The sequence below is a fragment of the Pseudomonas sp. AGC41 genome, from assembly GCF_057334555.1.
Window position 1 is genome coordinate 1 of the sequence record NZ_JBHFJB010000152.1, and the last position, 25,033, is coordinate 25,033.

Genomic DNA, 25,033 nt, shown 5'->3' on the forward strand with positions numbered 1-25,033 from the left:
TGGCGAGGGAGCTTGCTCCCGCTGGGTCGCGAAGCGGCCCCAAAACCTCTCGAACGCGGAGCATCAAGTACTCCGCGTCCGCCGGGTTGCGACTGCTTCGCAGCCGAGCGGGAGCAAGCTCCCTCGCCACGGGGGATCTGCAAGGATTAGACTCTTAACACCTTTCCGCTGACCGCCACCGCCACCAGCAGCAGCGCAATCAATCCGAACGCAATGGCCAGGCTGCTGCCATGGGCGACAAAGCCGATCAGTGCCGGCCCCGCGAGGATGCCGGCATAACCGATCGTAGTGATGGCCGGCACGGCGATGGCTTCGGGCATCAGGGTCTGTTTGCCGACGGCGGTGTACAGCACTGGGACGATATTCGAGCACCCGGCGCCGACCAGCGCATACCCCAGCAGTGCCGCTTGCCACATCGGTGCGAGGGTCGCCAGGAAGAAACCTGCTGCCGCGATCGAGCCGCCGTAGATGATCATGCGTCTGGCGCCCAGGCGATGCACCACCGAATCGCCCGTCAACCGGCCGACGGTCATGGTCAGTGCAAACGCGGCATAACCCAACCCGGCGTAGGCGGTATCCACCGCGCGCTCGGTCGTCAGGAACACCGCGCTCCAGTCCAGTACGGCGCCTTCGGCCAGGAACACGATAAAGCACAGAATGCCGATGAACAGCACCACGCCATGCGGAATGGCGAACGCCGGTCCTGAGCTTTCACTGCCGTAGGGCAACAGGTGCGGTGCGGCCTTGAACAATGCCACCAGCAGGACTGCGTTGACCACCAAGGTTGCCGCCAGTGGCGAAAGCCCGAGGCCGAGCAGGGCGCTCACACCGGCCGCGCCGATGATTCCGCCGAGGCTGAACATGCCGTGGAAACCCGACATCATGGTCTTGCCGCTGGCGCGTTCGACGATCACCGCTTGCAGGTTCACGGTCGAATCGACGGTGCCGAGTCCGGCGCCGAACACGAACAATGCCGCCACCAACCAGGGCAACGAACTCATCGACGCCAGCAGCGGCAACGCAAGGCAGATCAGGATCGTGCCGCCACTGAGTACCCGACGACAGCCGAACCGCGACGCCAGCGCACCGGAAATCGGCATCGCCAGGATCGACCCGACCCCAAGGCACAACAGCAGCAAACCGAGCGTCCCTTCATCCAGGTTCGCCCGCGCCTTGGCATAAGGCACCAGTGGCGCCCAGGCGGCAATGCCGATTCCGGCGATGAGATAGGCGATGCGGGTAGACATCTGTTCCAGGCGTCCGGGAACAAAGGTAGGTGGGGGAGTGATGGCAGTCATGAAACGTCCTTGGCTTTGGTGCGGCGCGGTGATGCAGGCAGGGGCCTATGCTTGCATATCCACTGACCGCACCGCGACCTCAAGGTGCCAACCCGATGTTCTCGTCTGGAACAGCTTTGCTCCTGGCGGGCTTGTCGGCATAGAGTACCGGTTTCTTATGGCCTGTTTGGACCTGATGCATGACGCAGTTCTACAACGCACGCGGCAACCTCTACGGAGTCGTTTCACCGCAGCAGGTCCGTGCCCAAGGCATCGGCCTGCCGTCGTCCGCCGCCGAGGCTGCCTCGTTACGCCAATCCTGGGCCAGCGCCGCCGTGCAGACCTTCTGCGCCTGGGCACCAGGGGAGGCGCCGCCGGATGCCAAGGCTCACCGCAGTGATGGGCTGCTCGTCGGGCCGTTCCAGGACACGCCGCCCTTCGATCTGCTGATCGTCAATACCGACGGGACGCTGGCCGAGCGTAGCGGCAATGGCCTGACGATTTTTTCCCTGGCTCTGCAAGAGCGGGGGTTGCTGGTGGGCGAAGACGATTGCGTACTGCAGGTTCACCACGATAAACCCGACGGTATCTCACCGCTGCGGACATCGGTTCGCGCCGCTGAATTGTGCGGTGTCCCAGGCTTCTGGCTGGACCTGGGGACACCGCTGTTCGGGCCCGCTGCTGTGGGCGCTCGAGGTGTGGAAGAGGTGACCTTCAACCAAGGCGCGGTAAGCCGGGTGCCTGCGCTGCATAGCTTGAATCCGGCGTGGGGCAACAGCCAGTTCGTGCGCATTGGCAATCCTCATTGCGTAACGCTGGTGGATGACGTGGAGGCGTTGCCAAGTCTTGCGCAGATGCGCGCCGAGGCGCTGGCGCAAAGCCTGACCGGCATTGCCTACGCGGCGCCTGGCGGGGCGGGGATTCCTTGTCCGGCGGGGGTCAACCTGCAATGGGCCTGGCGCGCCGCCGACGGACAGATCGCCGCCCGGGTGTTCGAGCGGGGCGAAGGCCCAACCGCGTCCTCCGGCACCAGCGCCAGCGCCGTCGCGTGTGCCGCGTGGCGGGTGGGCTGGATGCAGGCCGGGACGGTGAGCGTCATGATGCCCGGCGGTACTGCGCCGATCTTGCTGGAGGACCGGGCGGGTGAATTGGTGCGGGTCAGTTTGTTTGGCACGGCGCGGCTTGTCCCGTAGGGGCTTGCGGATGGCGTGCGGCGCGGCGATTTCCGCCATCGCGAGCAAGCTCGCTTGTATGGTAGGACTTGAAGGGAGGAGGAGGGACAAGGCTCGATTCTGACTGTTCGCGCAGTACAGACCGTGGGAGATTTCACCCCTCCTCCTTTCACCCAAGCGCCGATAAAGAATGCATCGGGCCTAGACCGACGATAGGAACAAGCCTGCGCCTCTGGGTGAACCCTTCAAGTGTTCAAACCTTAGCTCGGAGGATTTTCAATGGCAATGCCGGTTTCTGTCGCAAAGCCGATCGTGGGTGTAGATGTCGCCAAAGATGAGTTGGTGATTTATCACGCAGAAACAGATCGACTGGAAGCGATCCCCAACACCAAAACAGCGATCAAGAAATGGCTCAAGGAATTGCCCGCGCCAGTGGATGTCGCCATCGAAGCCACCAATATCTATCATCAGGATTTCGCCGACCTGGCTTATGCGCAAGGCTGTGTGATCTACATGATCGGCGGCTACGAGCTCAGCCATTACCGCAAAGGTGTGAAAGTTCGCGCTAAAACCGATGCGCTGGATGCTCGGTTGTTGGCTCGCTACTTGAACAACGAAGGCCACCAGTTGCACCCGTGGACCCCGCCATCGCCCCTGTATTGCCGGCTTATAAGCCTTTTCCGGCGACGGGCAGCCTTGGTTCAGGCGCGTGTCAGCCTTAAGCAAAGCTGGTCAAACGAACCGTTGCTCAAAACGGCCTTTGAGAACCAGATAAAGGCCATGCAACGACTGGAAATATTGCTCGAGAAAACAATCCAGACGCAGTTGGAAGTAGCTGGCTTGGGCAATCAACTCAAGCGTTGCATGAAAGTTGAAGGCATTGGCCTGTTGAGTGGTGCCCGTTTGCTCACGTCGTTTCAGCGTGGGGATTTCAGAAATGCCGATGCCTTTATCGCTTTTCTAGGCCTAGACCTGCGTATATCGGATTCAGGGAAAAAGAAGGGGCGCCGCTGCCTGTCTAAGCGAGGTGACCCGGAGGCACGTCGATTGATGCATAACGCCGCGATGTCGGCGAGGCGCACAGCGGCATGGAAGGGTTTTTATGAGGCACTGAGGACCCGGGGGCTCAGCACAACCGAAGCATTAGTCGCACTGGCCCGCAAGCTTGCCCGAGTGGTATTCGCCCTGCTGAAGAATCAGAGCGAATACTTACCGAAAGGCATTTAAGGGGTAGCCCTGCACCATAGAATCTCCCACAATTTAGTTCTGCGGTGAGGCCTGATTCTGAGCAAAATCCTGCAACTGCGGATAGAACAACCGAAAATCCTCGCTCAACGGTTCATACAGCCTGACCAACTCCGCCATCGCCCCGGCCAGTTCCTCGGGGCGCGACAGGCGCCGGGAAATACCGCGCAGCACCTGCCCGAGCACCTCGAATTCCTGATAGGAACCCAACCAGTCATCCGCCGCCATGAACGGCGCGATCTGCGCCAGGCGCCCAGGCAGTTGCGCTTCGGCGGCAAGCACCTGATAGACCCGTGAGGTGAAATCCAGCAGCGGCCCTTCGCCGTACTGCGCCCAGTCGCGGGCCAGGCAGTGGTCGAAAAACACATCCAGCACGATCCCGGCATAACGCCGCCTGACCGTGGAGAAGCGCGACAAGGCGATGTCCACCAACGGATGGCGATCGGTGTACATGTCGATGCGTCGATGCAGGGCGATCGCCGCTTCGATCTGCGGAGTGAATTGCCCCTGCAGCGGCCCTTTGACGAAATCGCCGTAGAGGCTGCCGAGCAGTTGTTCCCGGCCAGGGCCGCCGAGGTGCAGGTGTGCGAGATAGTTCATGGCGGGCAGCTTACCATCGCCCCGCCCATATCGTTATAACCCGATATAGCGATTTGTTCGCCCCTCAGATCAAATGCATATTGGTATATCGCGAAGCAACGATTTAAGGTTCGCCTCATCGCGATATAGCGTTATTCATAAGAGCTGCCCCAATGACCCTCGACCTCGACGAAATAATAAAAGCCCTGGCGCACCCAGTACGGCGAGACATCCTCAACTGGCTCAAGGACCCCAAGGTCCAGTTCCCCGAACAGTTGCATAACCATGAATTCGGTATTTGCGCCGGCCAGATCGATCAGCGCTGCGGCCTTTCGCAGTCCACGGTTTCGGCGCATCTGGCGGTGTTGCAGCGGGCGGGGTTGATCACCAGCCAGAAGGTCGGTCAATGGCACTTCTTCAAACGCAACGAGGACGTGATCCAGCAATTCCTCAAGCAAATGAGCCAAGAGCTCTGACCTGACAAGGATTCGAAATGCCCCTTTCACTCTTGATCCTGGCGCTCAGCGCCTTCGCCATCGGCACGACGGAATTCGTCATCATGGGCCTGTTGCCCGATGTGGCGGCGGACCTCGGCGTATCGATTCCCGGCGCCGGCTGGCTGGTGACCGGCTACGCGCTGGGCGTGGCCATCGGTGCGCCATTCATGGCAATGGCCACCGCGCGGCTGCCGCGCAAGGCTGCGCTGGTGGCGCTGATGGGGATCTTCATCGTCGGCAATCTGCTCTGCGCCGTCGCCAGCGACTACAACGTGCTGATGTTCGCCCGGGTCGTCACTGCCCTGTGTCACGGTGCGTTCTTCGGCATTGGCTCGGTGGTGGCGGCCGGCCTGGTGGCGCCGAACAAACGCGCTTCGGCCGTGGCCCTGATGTTCACCGGCCTGACCCTGGCCAACGTGCTTGGCGTACCGCTGGGCACCGCACTGGGCCAACAGGCCGGCTGGCGCTCGACCTTCTGGGCCGTGACGATCATCGGCGTGATTGCCCTGATTGGTCTGATCCGTTTCCTGCCGGCCAAGCGCGACGAGGAAAAACTCGACATGCGTGCCGAGCTGGTGGCGCTCAAGGGCGCTGGCCTGTGGCTGTCGCTGAGCATGACCGCGTTGTTCTCCGCCTCGGTGTTCACGCTGTTTACCTACGTCGCCCCGCTGCTCGGCGAAGTCACCGGCGTTTCGCCCCGTGGCGTGACCTGGACCTTGGTGCTGATCGGCCTCGGCCTGACGCTTGGCAACATCATCGGCGGCAAGCTGGCGGACAAGAGCCTGGCGAACACGCTGATGGGCGTCTTTTTGACCATGGCGCTGGTGTCCACGGTATTGAGCTGGACCAGCGTGGCGCTGATCCCGACTGAAATCACCCTGTTCCTCTGGGCCACTGCCTGCTTTGCCGCCGTGCCGGCCCTGCAAGTCAACGTGGTGACCTTCGGCAAAGCCGCGCCAAACCTGGTGTCCACCCTCAATATCGGCGCCTTCAACATCGGCAATGCCTTGGGCGCCTGGGTCGGCGGCAGTGTCATCGACCATGGCCTGGGCCTGACTGCCGTGCCCCTGGCCGCCGGCGCGCTGGCCGTGCTGGCGCTGCTGGTAACCCTGATCACTTTTCGCCAGGGCGGCAATGCCGACCTGGCCCCTGCCACTCACTGACTTTTAACCCTTCACTTGCGAGGTTGCATTTCATGGCGACAATTTTCGACCCCATCAAACTCGGCGACATCGAGCTGAAAAACCGCATCATCATGGCCCCGCTCACCCGCTGCCGCGCCGACGCAGGCCGCGTGCCCAACGCGCTGATGGCCGAATATTACGTGCAACGCGCCTCCGCCGGGCTGATCCTCAGCGAAGCCACTTCGGTGACACCGATGGGCGTCGGCTACCCCGACACCCCAGGCATCTGGTCCAACGACCAGGTGCGCGGCTGGGCCAACGTGACCAAAGCCATCCACGGCGCCGGCGGCAAGATTTTCCTGCAACTCTGGCACGTCGGCCGGATTTCCCACCCGTCCTACCTGGACGGTGAGCTTCCGGTGGCACCGAGCGCCATCCAGCCCAAGGGACATGTGAGCCTGGTACGCCCGCTGGCCGACTACCCGACGCCGCGCGCATTGGAAACCGCGGAAATCGCCGACATCGTCGACGCCTACCGCGTGGGGGCCGAAAATGCCAAGGCGGCCGGTTTCGACGGCGTGGAAATCCACGGCGCCAACGGCTACCTGCTCGACCAGTTCTTGCAAAGCAGCACCAACCAGCGTACCGATCAATACGGCGGCTCCCTGGAAAACCGTGCGCGCCTGCTGCTGGAAGTGACCGACGCCGCCATTGAAGTCTGGGGCGCCGGCCGCGTGGGCGTGCACCTGGCACCGCGCGCCGATTCCCATGACATGGGCGACGAAAACCGCCTGGAAACCTTCAGTTATGTGGCCCGCGAACTGGGCAAGCGTGGCATCGCCTTCATCTGCTCGCGCGAGAAAGAAGGCGCAGACAGCATCGGCCCACAACTCAAGGAAGCATTCGGCGGCCCGTACATCGCCAACGAGCGCTTCACCAAAGAGAGCGCCAATGCCTGGCTGGCGGAAGGCAAGGCTGACGCCGTGGCGTTCGGCGTGCCGTTCATTGCCAACCCGGACCTGCCTGCACGCCTGAAGGCCGATGCACCGCTGAACGAACCTCACCCGGAAACCTTCTATGGGAAAGGGCCGGTGGGGTATATCGATTATCCGGTGCTCTGATTACTCAGCCGGCTCAAAGCCCTGATCTGAACATCAGGGCTTTTTTTCGTTTAAACATCAGGTTATCTATCAATACTGTTCTAACCGAATCCCGACGTTCATATTGTTTTTGCCAAAGGCAGGATGACTTTTGGAATATCAATGTCAACACGAAAGGGAATTCAGATGAACGACATCGCTGCGCAACTTGCACATCAATCCGAAACGGAAAGGCAGGAGCTGCTTGACCAAGCCAATCAGCAAATTCAAACCTGGGAGAAACAGAAGAACCGCAAAGATCAGACACGCCTGATTCTGCAGATCGTCAACAACACTGACCATTCATTTCCCGTAGGCGCCAATAGCCTGGACCTGAGCGAAGAACAACGAGACCACCTGGAAATCCTTCCCGGGGAAATCAAAGTGTTGAGAACGTACTTTCCTTATTCGCGTCCGTTAGGCTCACGCAGCAAGAGCATTTACAACCACGCTATCGATTTTGGCGACAATGACACCGGGTTCCGTTTCAACGTGGGACTGTATGTCCATGTGTCCTTTGGTGTGTTCTCACCGACATTGACACCGAATCACTCGCACAGCGCTACCTCCACCGGCGTCAATTCAGTCTCATGCCAAACCCGTTTGAGCCACGCGCTGGATGAGGAACCCTACAGCGCCACCCTTACGCTGACCCTCGGTTGATAAAAGGCCCGCCCGCTTCGCCTGGCGGGCCTTTTACAGCAAACGATTGGCGAGCTCACAAGAACGAAACAGATTCAGTACAAAATCGAGACAATTGTGCCTATCAACCAACGGGGCGGACGTTTATAAAGATACTCCGCTGCGGGCATGAGTGACCAACGCGCCAAATGTCACCCGTGCTATTGACACACCCGGTCGTAATTGCACACTTTGTTTCATTTGCGCAGGTTAGGGCTCAGGCGCAGCATGTCCAACCCGATATCCACCCAGCGCTCGGCCTCGCCGGCCAGGGCGAAGCTGTCCGGCGCCAGCAGCCACTGATACAGGATCCCGTCGATATAGGCATGGATGGCCACCGCAGCCCTCTCGGGATCCAGGTCATCCGGCATCTGCCCGCGTTTCATTGCATTGCGCAAGGACAGCGCGATACGCACGTTACAGTCGAGGCTGACCTCGCGCCGTTGCTGGCGCAAGTCGCACATTTCATCGGTGAATTCGCACTTATGGAACAGAATCTCATTAATGCGTCGGGTTTTCGGGTCCAGGGCCACTTGCTGGAACAACCTCACCAGCAGCTTGCGCACGCACCCCAGCGGGTCGAGCTCTTCCTCGTTTTCGCTGGCGCGGGCCAGCTCATCCAGCGGTTCATGCAACGTATCGAGCATGGCCTGGAGCAGATCCGCCTTGTTGCTGAAATGCCAGTAGATCGCACCACGCGTCACACCGGCCAGCGTCGCGATGTCGGCCAGCGTCGTTCGCGCCACGCCGCGCTCGAAGAAGGCTTTTTCGGCCGCTTCAAGGATCTGGCTGCGAGTCTCCAGGGCTTCCTCTTTGGTACGACGTACCATGGCAGTAAACACCTCAATCAGGATGCGTAAGCAATGCGTAAGGATCAGCCGGACAACCTGTGAGGCAGCGCCTCTCGGAATGCGTCCCCGGACTGCATCGGCCTTTTGTCAGGCTTTTGTAAATACGGATGGTACGCAATTTGGCTGTTTACAAACAACCATGTACGTAAGTATATTTCTTAGCAACCTATTAATTGAATAATGCTCATTTTTTAACCTTCCACTTTTCGAGTGCGCCCGTTGCGCGCCTGGACCCGAGGATTTCCATGCAATTCAAGCCAGCTGTTACCGCTCTGGTCACTGCCATCGCCCTGGCATCGCTGCTCAGCGGATGCAAAAAGGAAGAGGCTGCCCCTGCCCCTCCCCCTCCTCAGGTCGGCGTCGTAACCCTCAAGACTCAACCCTTCACCCTTACCTCCGAACTGCCGGGCCGCACCAGTGCGTTCCGCGTCGCCGAAGTGCGGCCGCAGGTCAACGGCATCATCCTCAAGCGGCTGTTCAAGGAAGGCGCCGACGTCAAGGCCGGCCAGCAGCTGTACCAGATCGACCCGGCCGTCTATGAAGCGAACCTCAAGAGCGCCGAGGCCAACCTGCGATCCACCAAGTCGATCGCCGATCGCTACAAGCAATTGGTCGACGAGCAGGCGGTCAGCCGCCAGGAGTACGACACCGCCGTGGCCAACCGCCTGGAGTCGGAAGCGAACCTGCAGACGGCCCAGATCAACGTGCGCTACACCAAGGTCTACGCGCCGATTTCCGGTCGCATCGGGCGCTCCTCGGTCACCGAGGGAGCGCTGGTGAGCAACGGCCAGACCGACGCCCTGGCGACCATCCAGCAACTCGACCCGATCTACGTCGACGTGACGCAGAGTTCCGTCGAGCTGCTGAACCTGCGCCGTGAGCTGCAAAGCGGTCGCTTGCAGAAGGCTGGCGATAACGCCGCCACGGTCAAGCTGACCCTGGAAGATGGCAGCCAGTACCCTCATGAAGGCAAGCTGGAGTTCTCTGAAGTCTCGGTCGATCCGACCACCGGTTCCGTGACGTTGCGCGCCGTGTTCCCCAACCCTGAACACACTCTGCTGCCGGGCATGTTTGTCCACGCACAGCTGCAGGCCGGCGTGAACAGCGCGGCGATCCTGGCGCCGCAGCAAGGCGTGACCCGCGACCTCAAGGGCTCGCCGACCGCCATGGTCGTCGGTGCCGATAACAAGGTCGAATTGCGTCAGCTCAAGGCCAGCCGTACCGTCGGCAGTCAGTGGCTGATCGAAGACGGCCTCAAGGCCGGTGATCGCCTGATCACCGAGGGGTTGCAGTACGTACGGCCAGGGGTGGAAGTCAAAGCCACCGAAGCCACCAACGTTGGCGCAAAGAACCCGGCCCCCGCTCAGGCAGCTGACAAAGCCGCCGGCGGCAAAGGGGAGTAAACCATGTCGAAATTCTTTATCGACCGTCCGATCTTCGCCTGGGTGATCGCCCTGGTGATCATGCTGGTCGGGGCCCTATCGATCCTCAAGTTGCCGATCAACCAATACCCGAGCATCGCGCCGCCGGCCATTGCGATCCAGGTGACCTACCCGGGTGCTTCCGCACAAACCGTGCAGGACACCGTGGTGCAGGTCATCGAGCAACAGCTCAACGGTATCGACAACTTGCGTTATGTGTCCTCGGAAAGTAACTCCGACGGCAGCATGACCATCACCGCGACCTTCGAGCAAGGCACCAACTCCGACACCGCGCAGGTCCAGGTGCAGAACAAGCTGAACCTGGCCACTCCACTGTTGCCGCAGGAAGTGCAGCAACAGGGCATCCGCGTGACCAAATCGGTGAGAAACTTCCTGATGGTGATCGGCGTGGTCTCGCGCGATGGCAGCATGACCCGCGAGGACCTGTCCAACTACATCGTGTCGAACATGCAGGACCCGATCTCGCGCACCAAGGGCGTCGGCGACTTCCAAGTCTTCGGTGCCCAGTACGCCATGCGGATCTGGCTCGACCCGGCCAAGTTGAACAAATTCAACCTGACCCCGGTGGATGTGAGCAACGCGGTTTCCGCGCAGAACGTCCAGGTCGCGTCCGGCCAGCTCGGCGGCCTGCCTGCCCTGCCCGGCCAGCAATTGAACGCCACCATCATCGGCAAGACCCGCCTGCAGACCGCCGAGCAGTTCAAGGCGATCCTGCTCAAGGTCAACCCGGACGGCTCGCAAGTGCGCGTCGGCGATGTCGCCGATGTGGCCCTGGGCGGCGAAAACTACAGCATCAACGCCCAGTTCAACGGCTTGCCGGCCTCCGGCCTGGCGGTGCGCCTGGCGACCGGTGCCAACGCCCTCGACACGGCCAAGGCCCTGCGCCAGACCGTCGATGACCTCAAGCCATTCTTTCCGCAAGGCCTGGAAGTGGTGTTCCCGTACGACACCACGCCAGTGGTGAGCGAATCGATCAAGGGCGTGATTGAAACCCTGATCGAAGCGGTCGCGCTGGTGTTCCTGGTGATGTTCCTGTTCCTGCAGAATTTCCGCGCCACCATCATCACCACGATGACGGTGCCGGTGGTACTGCTGGGTACGTTCGGGATCCTCGCCGCGTTCGGTTTCAGCATCAACACCCTGACCATGTTCGGCATGGTGTTGGCCATCGGCTTGCTGGTGGACGATGCCATCGTGGTGGTGGAAAACGTCGAACGGGTGATGAGCGAAGAAGGCCTGTCGCCCAAGGAAGCCACCAAGAAATCCATGGGCCAGATCCAGGGCGCCCTGGTGGGTATCGCCCTGGTGCTGTCGGCGGTACTGCTGCCGATGGCGTTCTTCGGCGGCTCCACCGGCGTGATCTACAAACAGTTCTCGATCACCATCGTCTCGGCCATGGCCCTGTCGGTGCTGGTTGCTCTGATCTTCACCCCGGCGCTGTGCGCCACCATGCTCAAGCCAATCCCCAAGGGCGAGCACGGTACGCCGAAACGCGGTTTCTTCGGCTGGTTCAACCGCAACTTCGACCGTGGCGTGCGCAGCTACGAGCGTGGCGTGGGCAACATGCTCAAGCACAAGGCTCCGTACCTGCTGGCCTACGTGATCATTCTGGTCGGCATGGTCTGGCTGTTCACCCGCATTCCGACGGCGTTCCTGCCGGAAGAAGACCAGGGCGTGCTGTTTGCCCAAGTGCAGACACCGGCCGGCTCCAGTGCCGAGCGCACCCAGGTGGTCGTGGACAAGATGCGTGAGTTCCTGCTGCGTCCGAGCAAGGACGGCGGTGAAGGGGACGGCGTGGCCTCGGTGTTTACCGTGACCGGCTTCAACTTCGCCGGTCGTGGCCAGAGCTCCGGCATGGCATTCATCATGCTCAAGCCGTGGGAAGAGCGAAACGCCGACAACACCGTATTCAAGATCGCCGGCCGCGCCCAGCAGCATTTCTTCACGTTCCGCGACGCGATGGTGTTTGCCTTCGCTCCGCCAGCGGTGATGGAATTGGGTAACGCCACCGGTTTCGACGTGTTCCTGCAGGACCGGGCCGGCATCGGTCACGAAAAGCTGATGGAGGCTCGCAACCAGTTCCTGGGCATGGCTTCGCAGAGCAAGGTCCTGACCCAGGTGCGTCCGAACGGTCTCAACGACGAGCCCCAGTACCAGTTGGACATCGATGACGAGAAGGCCAGTGCCCTGGGCATCACCCTTTCGGACATCAACAACACCCTGTCGATTGCCCTCGGCAGTAACTATGTCAACGACTTCATCGACCGTGGTCGGGTGAAACGCGTCTACGTTCAAGGCCGACCGGACGCGCGCATGAGCCCGGAGGACCTGAACAAGTGGTACGTGCGCAACAGCGCCGGGACCATGGTGCCGTTCAGCGCCTTCGCCAAGGGCGAGTGGACCTACGGATCGCCGAAACTGGCCCGTTACAACGGCGTGGAAGCGATGGAAGTCCTCGGTGCTCCGGCGCCAGGTTATTCCACGGGTGAAGCGATGGCCGAAGTCGAGGCCATCGCGCAGAAGCTGCCGGCGGGGGTCGGCATCTCCTGGACCGGCCTGTCGTATGAGGAACGCCTGTCGGGTTCCCAGGCGCCGGCGCTGTACGCGCTCTCGCTGCTGATGGTATTCCTCTGTCTGGCGGCGCTGTATGAAAGCTGGTCGATTCCGATCGCGGTCATGCTCGTGGTGCCGCTGGGGATTATCGGTGCCCTGCTGGCCACCAGCCTGCGCGGCCTGTCCAACGACGTGTACTTCCAGGTAGGCCTGTTGACGACCATCGGCCTGGCGGCGAAAAACGCCATCCTGATCGTCGAGTTCGCCAAGGAACTCCATGAACAGGGCCGGACCCTGGTGGAAGCCGCGATCGAAGCCTGTAGGATGCGTCTGCGGCCGATCATCATGACCTCCCTGGCGTTCGTCCTCGGCGTAGTCCCGTTGGCCATCTCCACCGGCGCCGGCTCGGGTAGCCAGCACGCCATCGGTACTGGCGTGATTGGCGGTATGCTCACCGCGACCATCCTGGCAATCTTCTGGGTGCCATTGTTCTTCGTGACGGTGTCGTCAATCGGTCGGCGTAAAAATATCGACCAGGACAACACTCCTGAAACTTCTAAAGAGGCTGGCCAATGAGCAAGTCGCTACTTTCCCTGACCATCGCCGCCGTCGTGCTCAGCGGATGCTCGCTGATTCCCGACTATCAGCGGCCCGAAGCACCGGTCGCGGCCCAGTATCCGCAAGGGCCGGCCTACGAGCCGGCCAACGCGCCCGGCCAGACCGCTGCCGAGCAGGGTTGGAAACAGTTTTTCCATGACCCGGCGCTGCAACAGCTGATCCAGGTCGCCCTGGAAAACAACCGCGACCTGCGCATCGCGGCGCTGAACATCGACGCCTACGCCGCGCAGTACCGCATCCAGCGCGCCGACCTGTTCCCGGCGGTCTCGGCCACCGGCTCCGGCAACCGCCAGCGGGTGCCGGCACGCGCCTCGCAAACCGGTGAAGCGGCAATCAGCAGCTCCTACTCGGCGACGCTGGGGATCAGCGCCTACGAACTGGACCTGTTCGGTCGCGTCCGCAGCCTGAGCGAGCAAGCGTTGCAAAGCTACTTCGCCACCGAAGAAGCCCGCCGCAGCACCCAGATCAGCCTGGTGGCCAACGTCGCCAACGCCTACCTGACCTGGCAAGCCGACAAGGAACTGCTCAAGTTGACCCAGGAAACCCTGGGCACCTATGAGCAAAGCCTGAAGCTGACCTCGCGCAGCGCCGAAGTCGGCGTGGCCTCGGCCCTGGACTTGAGCCAAGCCCGTACGGCGGTGGAAAACGCCCGTGTGCAACTGGCTCGCTACACGCGCCAGGTGGCCCAGGATGAAAACAGCCTGACCCTGCTGCTGGGCACCGGCCTGCCGGCCAACCTGCAGACCCGACCGTTAAGCGATGATCTGCTCAGCAAAGTGCCTGCCGGATTGCCCTCGGACCTGCTGCAACGGCGCCCGGACATCCTCCAGGCCGAACGCAACCTGCTCGCCGCCAACGCCAACATCGGCGCCGCGCGGGCCGCGTTCTTCCCGAGCATCAGCCTGACGGCGAACGCCGGTACGCTGAGCCCGGACCTTTCCGGCCTGTTCAAGGGCGGCTCGGGCACCTGGACCTTCGCTCCGCAGATCAACCTGCCGATCTTCAACGCCGGCAGCCTGCGGGCAAGCCTGGACTACGCCAAGATCCAGAAAGACATCAACGTCGCGCAGTATGAGCAGTCGATCCAGACCGCGTTCCAGGAAGTCTCCGACGGCCTGGCCGCGCGCCAGACCTACAACGAACAGTTGCAGGCACAGACCGACTTCGTCGCCGCCAACCAGGATTACTACCGCCTGGCCGAGCGTCGCTACCGCATCGGAGTCGACAGCAACCTGACCTTCCTCGACGCTCAGCGCCAGTTGTTCAGCGCGCAGCAATCGCTGATCACCGACCGTCTTGCGCAACTGACCAGCGAGGTCAATTTGTACAAGGCCCTGGGCGGCGGCTGGAATGCCGAGACGGGCAAGCGCGAACCGATCGCGGAGAAAGCGCCAGAGACGAAGTTGTTTTGATTTGATGCGCTGAAAACATGAAGCCCACCGAAAGGTGGGCTTTTTGTTTGCGCCTGTTTCCCAGCCCAACACAAACTCCAATGTGGGAGCGAGCCTGCTCGCGAAAGCATTGGATCACCTTGCACTGATATTGAATGTGCCAACGTCTTCGCGAGCAGGCTCGCTCCCACAGGGAATTGCGTTTATCTGATTGGTTGTTTTGCCGTTCGATAATCGCCCAAAACCGTCAAACGCCAATTGAACCGATCCCGGGCGGCCCTTCACCATCCCTCGCACAAAACCAATAACAACAGGTTCGACGCCATGTCTCTACGCCCTGCACCGTCCGGCTGATTCTCGGCCGATTCAACAGTCCAGCCCCACCGCACCGCCGGCAACCCAAAGGTTGCGGCAACGACTCGCTTCGTCCATAGAAAAACAAGAGACACGCCCATGAAGCCCACACAGCAAGTTTTCCCCAGCCTCATTGCCGTCGCGCTGTCCGGCGTAGCATTGCCGGTGTTGTCAGCGGAATCGGGGTTCGTCGAGGACGCCAAGGCCACGCTGAATCTGCGTAACTTCTACTTCAACCGCAACTTCACCAACGACGCCGCCGCTCAAGGCAAGGCCGAGGAATGGACGCAAAGCTTTATTCTCGACGCCAAGTCCGGTTTCACCCAGGGCACGGTCGGTTTCGGCGTGGACGTGCTCGGCCTGTACTCGGTCAAGCTCGACGGCGGTCGCGGCACCGCCGGTACCCAGTTGCTGCCGGTGCACGACGACGGTCGCCCGGCCGATGACTTCGGCCGGTTGGGCGTGGCGCTCAAGGCCAAGGTCTCGAAGACCGAGCTGAAAGTCGGCGAGTGGATGCCGGTGCTGCCGATCCTGCGTTCCGATGATGGCCGCTCCCTGCCGCAAACCTTCCAGGGCGGCCAGGTCACCTCCACCGAGATCAACGGCCTGAGCCTTTACGGCGGCCAGTTCCGTGGCAATAGCCCGCGCAACGACGCAAGCATGGAAGACATGTCGATGAACGGCCGCGGTGCTTTCACTTCCGACCGTTTCAACTTCGGCGGCGGCGAATATGCCTTCAACGAAAAACGCACCCAGGTTGGCGTCTGGTACGCGGAACTGTCCGACATCTACCAGCAGCAATATTTCAACCTGACCCACAGCCAACCCATGGGCGACTGGACCCTGGGCGCCAACCTTGGCTATTTCATCGGCAAGGAAGACGGCAGCGCCCTGGCCGGCGATCTCGACAACAAGACCGCGTTCGCCATGCTCTCGGCCAAGTACGGCGGCAACTCCTTCTATGTCGGCCTGCAGAAAGTCGGCGGCGATGACGCCTGGATGCGCGTCAACGGCACCAGCGGCGGCACCCTGGCGAACGACAGCTACAACTCCAGCTACGACAACGCCAAGGAAAAATCCTGGCAACTGCGCCACGACTTCAACTTCGCCGCCGTCGGCGTGCCGGGCCTGACCCTGATGAACCGCTACATCAGCGGCGACAACGTGCACACCGCTACCGTCGACGATGGCAAGGAATGGGGCCGCGAGACAGAGCTGGCGTATACCGTGCAGAGCGGCGCGTTGAAGAGTCTCAACGTGAAGTGGCGCAACTCGACGATGCGCCGGGACTTCAATACCAATGAGTTCGATGAGAACCGGTTGATCGTCAGCTATCCGATCAGTTTGTTGTGAAGCCGAAGCGGAGGGTCAGTTGGGATGGTTGTCGGCTGATCCACCGCTTTCGCGAGCAGGCTCGCTCCCACACCGGATCTTCGGTGGTCATCGAATTTGCGTACGACATAATTCATTGTGGGAGCGAGCTTGCTCGCGATGGCGTCATCAAATTCAACATCGATGCAAGCTGCCCTACCGCTTTCGCGAGCAGGCTCGCTCCCACAGGAATCGAGGTATGTCCTAACCCCGCGACTCGACACCCAGTTCATCCCAGACCGATTCGGCCAGGTGGAAGGTGGCGTTGGCCGCCGGGATGCCGCAGTAGATGGCGCTCTGCATGATCACCTCCTTGATCTCGCTGCGGCTCACGCCGTTGTTGGCGGCGGCGCGCAGGTGCAGCTTGAGTTCTTCGTTGCGGTTCATGCCGATCAGCATGGCGATGGTGATCAGGCTGCGAGTATGGCGCGGCAGGCCCGGGCGGGTCCAGATGTCGCCCCAGGCGTGGCGGGTGATCATCTCCTGGAATTCGCTGTTGAATTCGGTCAAGGCATTGAGGCTGCGGTCGACGTGGGCATCGCCCAGCACCGCGCGGCGTACTTGCATGCCTTCGTCGTAACGTTGTTTCTCGTCCACAAAAAACTCCTCAGGCGCGGCCAGAATCAAGCAGAAAATCCAGTACCCGCGCGCTGAACGCGGCGCCGGCCTGGACGTTGGACAAGTGCGCGGCATGAAACTCGGCGTATTCGGCGCCCTCGACCCGCTCTTGGATAAAACGTCCGCCCGCTGGCGGCGTCACGGCATCTTCGGTGCCAGCGATCACCAGCAATGGCACACGGATCAGCGATAGCTGCTCACGAAAATCGGCGTCGCGCACTGCGGCGCAGTTGGCCGCATAGCCTTGGGGCGAGGTCGCCGCCAGCATGTCGGTAATTTTTTCCGCCGTCGCCGGATGGGCCTTGGCGAAATCCGGCGTGAACCAGCGGGCAATCGACGCATCACGCAACGCCACCATCGCCGTCTTGCCATCACGCAGCACGGTTTCGATGCGCGGGTTCCACATCGAAGGGTCGCCAATCTTCGCCGCGGTATTGCACACCACCAGTTTGTGCAGGCGCTTGCCGGCGTTGATCCCCAGCCACTGGCCGATCAGGCCACCCATCGAAAGGCCACAGAAGTGCACCTTGTCGATGTCCAACGCATCGAGCATCGCCAACACGTCGCGGCCCAGCTGTTCGATGCTGTAGGGGCCTTCGGTGACCAGCGACTGGCCGTGACCACGGGTGTCGAAACGCAGGACCCGAAAGTGTTCGCTGAACGCCGCGACCTGCTCGTCCCACATGTGCAAGTCGGTGCCCAGGGAGTTGGAGAGCACCAGCACCGGGGCGTCCTGCGACCCGTCCGATCGCCGCTCATCAAAACAATAGTTCAGATCGCCCTCGGCGAGTTTGACCAATCCCACAACAATCTCCTTTCAGGCATTCAAGGCAAGGTGTTCGGCCACCGCTCGGGCAATCCAGGCCTGGGCTTGTCCGAGGTAGTGGGCCGGGTCGAGCAGATGATCAAGCTCGGTCGCGGATAACTGCGCGGTGACCTGCGGCTCGTCCGCCAGCACCTCGCGCAGATGCCGTTGTTCGGCCACCGCGCGCTTGCAGCATTGCTCCAGCAGATGATGCGCGGTGTCGCGACCAACCCGCTGGGCCAGGACGATGCTGACGGCTTCGGCCAGCACCAGCCCTTGGGTCAGTTCCAGGTTGCGGGCCATGCGCGCCGCATCCACTTCCAGCCCATCGGCCAGCAGTCGCGCCTGTTGCAGCGCGCCGGACACCAGGCAGCAGATGTCCGGCAGGGTTTCCCATTCGGCGTGCCACAGGCCGAGGCTGCGCTCATGTTCCTGAGGCATGGCGCTGAACAGCGTCGACAACAGACCGGGCACCCGCGTCGCAGCGCCGATCAACACCGCCGCGCCCACCGGGTTGCGCTTGTGGGGCATGGTCGACGAACCGCCCTTGCCCGGCGCCGAAGGTTCGAACGCCTCGCCTGCCTCGGTCTGCATCAACAGGCTGACGTCGCGCCCCAGTTTGCCCAGGCTGCCGGCGATCAAGCCCAGCACCGCGCCGAACTCCACCAGGCGATCGCGCTGGGTGTGCCAAGGCTGCTCCGGCAGGTTCAGTTGCAGCTCGGCGGCCAAGGCTTCGGCCACCGGCAGCGCCTGCTCACCCAAAGCGGCGAGGGTCCCGGAGGCGCCGCCAAATTGCAGCACCAACAGGCGCGGTTTGAGTTCCCGCAAGCGCTGGCGACTGCGCGTGACGGCCCCCAGCCAGCCGGCGATTTTCATCCCCAGCGTGACCGGCGTGGCGTGTTGCAGCCAGGTGCGCCCGGCCAGCGGCGTGGCGGCGTAACGTTCGGCTTGTCGAGCCAGGGTGGCGGCCAGTTGCGCCAGTTCACCTTCGATCAGTCCGAGCGCCTGGCGCAGTTGCAGCACCAAGCCACTGTCCATCACGTCCTGGCTGGTTGCGCCCAAGTGCACGTAGCGTTCGGCCTCGGCGCTCTGGGCAGCGATGCGCTTGCCCAACGCCTTGACCAGCGGGATCGCCGAATTGCCGGCGCTGGCAATCGCTTCGCTCAACGCCGAAAAATCGTACAGCTGGGCGCGACAGGCATTCTCGATCGGCGCTACCGCCTCCTTGGGGATCAGCCCAACCCGCGCCTCGGCCCGGGCCAGCGCCGCCTCAAAGTCGAGCATGGCCTGTACACGGCCCGCATCGCAGAACACCTCGCGCATGTCGCGGGCGGTGAAGTAGGCATCGAACAGCTGATTGCCCGGTCGTTCGCTCATAAACAGTCCTTCGAAAAATGAATGCCTCTATGGCCAGATATCCCCTGGCCACAATGAATCAACCAAGCCTTAAAGATCGTGATGTAAATACGCCGGTTGTTTGGGCAGCCGCAGACTGAACAGGAACGCAACGACCATCATCACCGTGACATACCAATAAAAGGCGTTTTCCATACCCTGGGCTTTCAGGCTCAAGGCCACGTACTCGGCGGAACCGCCAAAAATCGCGTTCGCCACCGCATAGGCCAACCCTACTCCCAGCGCCCGCACTTCTGGTGGAAACATTTCGGCTTTCACCAGGCCGCTGATGGAGGTGTAGAAGCTGACGATCGCCAAGGCGAAGGTGATCAGGACAAACGCCAGGAACGGGTTGCTGGTGCTTTTGAGCGTCAGCAGGATCGGCACGGTGCACAACGCCCCCAGCCCGCCGAACCAGAGCATCGAGTTACGCCGGCCGATCTTGTCTGCGAGCATGCCGAACAGCGGTTGCATGCACATGTAGAGAAACAGCGCGCCGGTCATGATGTAGCTGGCGGTCTTGGCGTGCAGGCCGGCGGTGTTCACCAGGTACTTCTGCATGTAAGTGGTGAAGGTATAGAAAATCAGCGAACCGCCGGCGGTGTAGCCCAGCACGGTGATGAACGCGGCCTTGTGGTCGCGAAACAGCGCGGCGATGCTGCCGGCGTCCTTGTTTTCGCGCATTTCCTTGCTGGTGGTTTCCTTCAGGGACCGGCGCAGGAACAGGGAAATCAACGCGGCGGCGGCGCCCACCACGAACGGGATTCGCCAACCGTAAGCGCGCAGCTCTTCTTCGCTGAGAAACTGCTGCAGGATCACCACCAGCGACACCGCCAACAGTTGCCCGCCGATCAGCGTCACGTACTGGAACGAGGCAAAAAAGCCGCGTTGCCCCTTGAGGGCGACTTCGCTCATGTAGGTCGCGGTCGTGCCGTACTCGCCGCCCACCGACAGGCCTTGCAGCAGGCGAGCGAACAACAGCAGCACCGGCGCCCAGACGCCGATGTCCTTGTAGGTGGGCAAGCAGGCGATGAGCAACGAGCCGAAGCACATCATCATCACCGAGATCATCATCGAATTCTTGCGCCCGTGACGGTCCGCTACCCGGCCGAAAATCCAGCCGCCAATGGGCCGCATCAGGAACCCGGCGGCGAACACCCCCGCCGTGTTGACCAGTTGCACCGTCGGATTGTCCGATGGGAAAAACGCCGGGGCGAAATAAATCGCGCAGAACGCATAGACGTAGAAGTCGAACCATTCGACCAGGTTGCCGGATGAGGCACCGACGATGGCGAAGATGCGCTTGCTGCGTTCTTCGCTGGTGTAGTGGCTGATTGGGGTGGTCATGGGTTAATCACTCGTTGGGGACTGACGAAGTCTAGACATACTTCGTAACACTCCCGTTCCACAGTCTGCCACCCGTGGCGAGGGAGCTTGCTCCCGCTCGGCTGCGTAGCAGTCGCAAAACCAGGCTCGGCGCTGTCTGGATGCACGCGTCGCCTGCCATGGGCTTGCTGCGCAAGCCAGCGGGAGCAAGCTCCCTCGCCACAGGGGTTTCACTCAGTAATCGAAGAACACTGTCTCGGCATCCGTGCCCTGGAGAATCACGTTCCACTGGTAAGCACCCGATGCATCGGGCCGGGCCACGATGGTGTCGCGACGCTCCTCGGGTACGCAGGCCAGCAATGGATCAGCTTCGTTGGCGGGTTCGTCGGCGAAATAGATGCGCGTCAACAGATGCTTGACCAACCCGCGAGCGAACACCAGTACAACGAGATGCGGCGCCTGGGTCGTACCGCCCAACCCCGGCACGGTGCCCGGCTTGATGGTGGTGAAGCGGAACCGCCCTTCGGCATCCACCGGGACCCGGCCGAAACCGTCGAAATGCGGGTCCAACGGTTTGTCCTGATCGTCTTCCGGGTGAGCGTATTTACCGGCGGCGTTGGCCTGCCAGACTTCCAGCATGGCGTCGTTGACGAACTGGCCGTTGCCGTCGATCACTTGCCCGGTGATCGCCACGCGCTGGCCGAGCGTCTGGGCGTCGGTCAGGTCTTCGCGGTTCAGCCACGTCAGGCCGATGTGGTAGTAAGGGCCGACGGTGTGGGACGTAGTGGCGTTGAGCGTCATCTTATTTCTCCATCGGCGTGGCTTCGCGGCCGCGCAAGACGATGTCCCAGCGATAACCGAGGGCGTAGTGAGGAATGGTTTTTTCCAGGTCGAAACTGGCGATCAAGCGCTCCTTGGCACGGGTGTCCGGCACGCAGTTGTAGATCGGGTCGTATTCCAGCAACGGATCACCGGGGAAATACATCTGCGTGACCAGGCGCGTCAGGATGCTCGGCCCGAACAATGAAAAATGGATATGCGCCGGGCGCCAGGCGTTGTGGTGGTTGCCCCACGGATAGGCGCCGGGCTTGATGGTCTGGAATTGATACCCGCCATCGGCGTCGGTCACGGTGCGACCGGTGCCGGTGAAGTTCGGGTCCAGCGGCGCATCGTGGTTGTCACGGTCGTGGTTGTAGCGACCGGCGGCGTTGGCCTGCCAGATCTCGATCAGGATGCCCGGCACCGGCTCGCCATGCTCATCGAGCACACGCCCGTGAATGATGATCCGTTCACCGAGCGGCTCATCGGCATGCTGGGCAGTCAGGTCATGGTCCTTCTCCTGAAGACGATCAGCACCTACGGTCGGCCCGGTGATTTCCGACAATGAATGGGGCAGGTACACCAATGGCTTGGACGGCGAGCGCAGGTTGGTGGACTGGTACGGCGGGTGCAGATACTCCGGCTGAGTGCCCGCTTGAGGGCGACGGTAACCAGGCTTGTCAGTCATGCAGCATTCCTCGGTTTCTTATTGGTAGGACGACCCGTCAGACGCGTTCGATAGCCAGTGCCAGGCCTTGGCCGACGCCAACGCACATGGTCGCCAGGCCTTTCTTGCCGCCGGTCTTTTCCAGATGATGCAGCGCTGTCATCACCAGCCGCGCCCCGCTCATGCCCAGTGGATGGCCCAAGGCAATGGCGCCACCGTTCGGATTGACCTGCGGTGCATCGTCCGCCAGCCCAAGCTCGCGCAACACCGCCAGGCCCTGGCTGGCAAAGGCTTCGTTAAGTTCGATCACGTCAAAATCGGCGACCGCCAGGCCCAGGCGCTCAGTCAGTTTGCGCACCGCCGGCACCGGGCCGATGCCCATCACCCGTGGCGCGACGCCGGCGCTGGCCATGCCCAGCACTCTGGCCCGGGGGGTCAGGCCGTGTTTCTTCACCGCTTCGGCGGACGCGAGGATCAGCGCCGCCGCCCCGTCATTCACGCCCGAGGCGTTGCCGGCGGTCACGGTCTTGTCGGGGCCGTTGACCGGTTTGAGTCGGCCCAGGGTTTCCAACGTGGTGTCGGCGCGTGGATGCTCGTCCTGCTCGACCACGGTTTCGCCCTTTTTGTGGGCGATACGAACCGGCACGATTTCTTCGGCAAAAAATCCCGCCGCCTGGGCCGCCGCCGCACGCTGCTGGCTGCGCACGGCATAGGCGTCTTGATCTGCGCGGGACACCGCGTAGTCATCCGCCACGTTATCAGCGGTCTGCGGCATTGCATCAACGCCGTACTGGGCTTTCATCAGCGGGTTGATGAAGCGCCAACCAATGGTCGTGTCCTCCAGCTTCATGTTGCGTGAGAACGCCGCATCGGCCTTGCCCATCACGAACGGCGCGCGGGACATCGATTCGACGCCGCCAGCGATGGCCAGCTCCATTTCGCCGCTGGCAATGGCGCGGAACGCCGTGCCGATGGCGTCCATGCCCGAGGCGCAGAGGCGGTTGACGGTCACGCCGGGGATGCTCTCCGGCAGACCGGCCAGCAACAAGCCCATGCGCGCGACGTTGCGGTTGTCTTCGCCGGCCTGGTTGGCGCAGCCGAGGAACACTTCGTCCACCGCGCGCCAGTCCACCGATGGGTTGCGTTCCATAAGCGCCTTGATCGGCACGGCCGCCAGATCATCGGCACGCACCGCGGCCAGGCTGCCGCCGAACCGGCCGATGGGGGTTCGAATCGCATCACAGATATAAACGTCGCGCATTCAGGCTTCTCCTGGAGTCTGGCCGTGAGCTGCGGCAGTACGAGCCTCAAGATCGCGCAATGCGCGCAACTCGACCTCGGTCGGTTCGGCGGTGGTCTGCACCTGGTCGGCGAAACGGATCGCCCAGCCGGTGGCGGCGATGACCTGCTCACGGGTCACCCCGGGGTGCAGCGAAGTGACCACGAACTCATGGCTGCCGGCTTCCGGCTCCATGATGCACAGGTCAGTGATGATCCCGACGGGGCCAGCGCCCGGCAGGCCCAGGCGCTTGCGCGAATCGCCGCCTTCGCCGTGACCGACCGAGGTGATGAAATCCAGCTTGTCGACAAACGAACGCGCCGATTGCTTGAGGATGATCAACACACTTTTCGCCGAGCCGGCAATTTCCGGCGCGCCACCGGCACCCGGCAAACGGACTTTCGGCTGATGATAATCGCCGACCACGGTGGTGTTGATGTTGCCGAACCGGTCGACCTGGGCTGCGCCGAGGAAACCGACGTCGATGCGCCCGCCCTGCAGCCAGTAGCGAAAAATCTCACCGGTGGGTACGACGGTGTCCGCGGTTTCCGCCAGTTCACCGTCGCCGATGGACAGCGGCAGTACGCTGGGCTTGGCGCCGATCGGACCGGATTCGTAGATCAGGACGACATCAGGCGACGAAGTCAGCCGCGCCAGGTTGGCCGCTTTCGACGGCAGGCCGATGCCAACGAAACACACGGCGTTGTTCTTCAGCCTACGGGCCGCGGCGACGGTCATCATCTCATTGGTGGAATAGGTCATGGTTTCACCTGCGAAGCGGCCGCCAGCCGGGCCTGGAATTCACTGAAGTCCTGGGTGCCATGGATGTACTCGTCAATCCATGCGGTAAATGTCTCACGGTCCCGGGCGATAGGATCCCACGCCTGGTAGAAACGGTTGTCGCGCTCGGTGTAGCCGTGAGCGTAGGACGGATGGGCGCCGCCCGGTACGTGACACACCGCGCTCAAGGCCCAGGTTGGCAGCACGCAAGCATTCATCGGGGCATTCAGGTCGTCGACGATTTCCTCCACGGTGACGATGCAACGCTTGGCCGCCAGGGCCGCTTCTTTCTGCACACCGAGGATGCCCCACAGCAACACGTTGCCCTTGCGGTCGGCCTTCTGTGCGTGGATCACGGTAATGTCCGGCCGCACCGACGGCACGGCGGCAAGCACCTCCCCGGTGAAGGGACAAGTGACGCTCTTGATCAGCGGATTGACCTTCGGCAGGTCGGAGCCGGCGTAGGCCCGAAGTACCGCGAACGGCAGACCGGAGGCGCCGGCAACGTAGGCATTGGCCAGGTCGGCGTGGCTGTGCTCCTCGATCTCCAGCGGCTGCGGCCATTGCTTTTCGACCGCATCGCGCAGCCGGTGCAAAGAACCCACGCCAGGATTGCCGCCCCAGGAAAAAATCAACTTGCGAGCACAACCGGCGCCGATCAACTGGTCGTAGATCAAGTCAGGCGTCATGCGCACCAGGGTCAGGTTCTTCTTGCCCTGACGAATGATTTCATGACCCGCCGCCGTCGGGATCAGGTGCGTGAAGCCTTCGAGCGCGACGGTGTCGCCGTCGTTGACGAACTGCTTCACCGCGTCGTGCAGCGAAAGGATTTCAGCCATGGGGCAGGCTCCCGTTATCCAGTAGACCGACATGAAAAAAAGGCGCGAGGTCCAGCGCCTGGGTGACTGAAGATTAAGCCGGGGAAAAATGCCAAACAATCCGATAATCGACAGAGTGTTCGTTTATCGAACGGATTGTTGCGTAGCTATCGATTTTGTCTGTCCGGAAACTACGCAGGGCCTGTGGCGAGGGAGCTTGCTCCCGCTGGGC

22 protein-coding genes are annotated in these 25,033 nt (G+C 62.0%); 10 read left to right on the forward strand and 12 right to left on the reverse strand.

All coding sequences use genetic code 11. The annotated features are described in order from the left end of the window. Positions 1 to 146: 146 nt before the first annotated feature. The gene (locus tag ACE04F_RS24715) at positions 147 to 1,298 is read right to left on the reverse strand and encodes an MFS transporter (protein WP_486110318.1); all 1,152 of its coding nucleotides are present in this window, start codon (positions 1,296 to 1,298) and stop codon (positions 147 to 149) included. A gap of 179 nt (positions 1,299 to 1,477) precedes the next feature. On the opposite strand from ACE04F_RS24715, the gene ACE04F_RS24720 reads away from it, so the two are divergent. Then, on the forward strand, positions 1,478 to 2,470 hold the full coding sequence (locus tag ACE04F_RS24720; RefSeq protein ID WP_486110319.1) for a diaminopimelate epimerase: 993 nt from the start codon (positions 1,478 to 1,480) through the stop codon (positions 2,468 to 2,470). 258 nt (positions 2,471 to 2,728) lie between these two features. Beyond that, positions 2,729 to 3,676, forward strand: coding sequence for an IS110 family transposase (locus ACE04F_RS24725; RefSeq protein ID WP_486110320.1), 948 nt, complete (start codon positions 2,729 to 2,731; stop codon positions 3,674 to 3,676). A 33-nt stretch (positions 3,677 to 3,709) separates the two neighbouring features. On the opposite strand, the gene ACE04F_RS24730 is transcribed toward ACE04F_RS24725, so the two are convergent. Further along, a complete protein-coding gene (locus tag ACE04F_RS24730; protein WP_486110321.1) occupies positions 3,710 to 4,294 on the reverse strand; it encodes an acyl carrier protein phosphodiesterase in 585 nt (194 codons plus the stop codon). A 152-nt stretch (positions 4,295 to 4,446) separates the two neighbouring features. Between ACE04F_RS24730 and ACE04F_RS24735 the strand changes: the two genes are divergently transcribed. The 4 genes from ACE04F_RS24735 (at position 4,447) to ACE04F_RS24750 (ending at position 7,696) form a co-directional block, all read left to right on the forward strand. Beyond that, positions 4,447 to 4,749, forward strand: a complete 303-nt coding sequence (locus tag ACE04F_RS24735) for an ArsR/SmtB family transcription factor (RefSeq protein WP_014336977.1) — start codon at positions 4,447 to 4,449, stop codon at positions 4,747 to 4,749. 17 nt (positions 4,750 to 4,766) lie between these two features. Then, positions 4,767 to 5,933, forward strand: a complete 1,167-nt coding sequence (locus ACE04F_RS24740; protein ID WP_486110322.1) for an MFS transporter — start codon at positions 4,767 to 4,769, stop codon at positions 5,931 to 5,933. A 32-nt stretch (positions 5,934 to 5,965) separates the two neighbouring features. Then, positions 5,966 to 7,015 (forward strand): alkene reductase, encoded by a 1,050-nt coding sequence (locus ACE04F_RS24745; RefSeq protein ID WP_486110323.1) that lies wholly within the window; start codon positions 5,966 to 5,968, stop codon positions 7,013 to 7,015. A gap of 165 nt (positions 7,016 to 7,180) precedes the next feature. Further along, positions 7,181 to 7,696 (forward strand): hypothetical protein, encoded by a 516-nt coding sequence (locus ACE04F_RS24750; RefSeq protein WP_486110324.1) that lies wholly within the window; start codon positions 7,181 to 7,183, stop codon positions 7,694 to 7,696. 215 nt (positions 7,697 to 7,911) lie between these two features. On the opposite strand, the gene ACE04F_RS24755 is transcribed toward ACE04F_RS24750, so the two are convergent. After that, positions 7,912 to 8,544, reverse strand: coding sequence for a TetR family transcriptional regulator (locus ACE04F_RS24755; RefSeq protein WP_486110325.1), 633 nt, complete (start codon positions 8,542 to 8,544; stop codon positions 7,912 to 7,914). A gap of 266 nt (positions 8,545 to 8,810) precedes the next feature. Between ACE04F_RS24755 and ACE04F_RS24760 the strand changes: the two genes are divergently transcribed. From ACE04F_RS24760 to ACE04F_RS24775, 4 genes are all read left to right on the forward strand, one after another. After that, the gene (locus ACE04F_RS24760) at positions 8,811 to 9,968 is read left to right on the forward strand and encodes an efflux RND transporter periplasmic adaptor subunit (protein ID WP_486110326.1); all 1,158 of its coding nucleotides are present in this window, start codon (positions 8,811 to 8,813) and stop codon (positions 9,966 to 9,968) included. A 3-nt stretch (positions 9,969 to 9,971) separates the two neighbouring features. Continuing rightward, positions 9,972 to 13,136, forward strand: a complete 3,165-nt coding sequence (gene emhB, locus ACE04F_RS24765) for an efflux RND transporter permease subunit EmhB (protein ID WP_486110327.1) — start codon at positions 9,972 to 9,974, stop codon at positions 13,134 to 13,136. Further along, positions 13,133 to 14,590 (forward strand): AdeC/AdeK/OprM family multidrug efflux complex outer membrane factor, encoded by a 1,458-nt coding sequence (adeC, locus tag ACE04F_RS24770; RefSeq protein WP_486110328.1) that lies wholly within the window; start codon positions 13,133 to 13,135, stop codon positions 14,588 to 14,590. Before emhB ends, adeC begins: the two co-directional genes overlap by 4 nt. A gap of 432 nt (positions 14,591 to 15,022) precedes the next feature. Further along, positions 15,023 to 16,276 carry an OprD family porin gene (locus ACE04F_RS24775; RefSeq protein WP_486110329.1) on the forward strand — a complete coding sequence of 418 codons (1,254 nt, stop codon included), beginning with the start codon at positions 15,023 to 15,025 and terminating at the stop codon, positions 16,274 to 16,276. A 222-nt stretch (positions 16,277 to 16,498) separates the two neighbouring features. On the opposite strand, the gene pcaC is transcribed toward ACE04F_RS24775, so the two are convergent. The 9 genes from pcaC to ACE04F_RS24820 form a co-directional block, all read right to left on the reverse strand. Continuing rightward, positions 16,499 to 16,891 (reverse strand): 4-carboxymuconolactone decarboxylase, encoded by a 393-nt coding sequence (gene pcaC, locus ACE04F_RS24780; RefSeq protein ID WP_030142291.1) that lies wholly within the window; start codon positions 16,889 to 16,891, stop codon positions 16,499 to 16,501. A gap of 10 nt (positions 16,892 to 16,901) precedes the next feature. Continuing rightward, a complete protein-coding gene (gene pcaD, locus ACE04F_RS24785; RefSeq protein WP_486110330.1) occupies positions 16,902 to 17,717 on the reverse strand; it encodes a 3-oxoadipate enol-lactonase in 816 nt (271 codons plus the stop codon). A gap of 12 nt (positions 17,718 to 17,729) precedes the next feature. Beyond that, complete coding sequence (locus ACE04F_RS24790) at positions 17,730 to 19,094, reverse strand: 3-carboxy-cis,cis-muconate cycloisomerase (RefSeq protein ID WP_486110331.1); 1,365 nt, start codon at positions 19,092 to 19,094, stop codon at positions 17,730 to 17,732. A gap of 69 nt (positions 19,095 to 19,163) precedes the next feature. Further along, entirely contained in the window at positions 19,164 to 20,459 is a 1,296-nt protein-coding gene (locus ACE04F_RS24795; RefSeq protein ID WP_486110332.1) for an MFS family transporter, read from the reverse strand. A gap of 213 nt (positions 20,460 to 20,672) precedes the next feature. Next, the gene (pcaG, locus tag ACE04F_RS24800) at positions 20,673 to 21,239 is read right to left on the reverse strand and encodes a protocatechuate 3,4-dioxygenase subunit alpha (protein WP_486110333.1); all 567 of its coding nucleotides are present in this window, start codon (positions 21,237 to 21,239) and stop codon (positions 20,673 to 20,675) included. A 1-nt stretch (position 21,240) separates the two neighbouring features. Then, on the reverse strand, positions 21,241 to 21,945 hold the full coding sequence (gene pcaH / locus ACE04F_RS24805) for a protocatechuate 3,4-dioxygenase subunit beta (protein WP_486110334.1): 705 nt from the start codon (positions 21,943 to 21,945) through the stop codon (positions 21,241 to 21,243). Between the two features lie 37 nt (positions 21,946 to 21,982). After that, entirely contained in the window at positions 21,983 to 23,185 is a 1,203-nt protein-coding gene (gene pcaF, locus ACE04F_RS24810; RefSeq protein WP_486110335.1) for a 3-oxoadipyl-CoA thiolase, read from the reverse strand. Beyond that, a complete protein-coding gene (locus ACE04F_RS24815) occupies positions 23,186 to 23,965 on the reverse strand; it encodes a CoA-transferase subunit beta (protein WP_420764441.1) in 780 nt (259 codons plus the stop codon). Further along, complete coding sequence (locus ACE04F_RS24820) at positions 23,962 to 24,822, reverse strand: CoA transferase subunit A (protein WP_486110336.1); 861 nt, start codon at positions 24,820 to 24,822, stop codon at positions 23,962 to 23,964. Before ACE04F_RS24820 ends, ACE04F_RS24815 begins: the two co-directional genes overlap by 4 nt. Positions 24,823 to 25,033 lie beyond the last annotated feature (211 nt).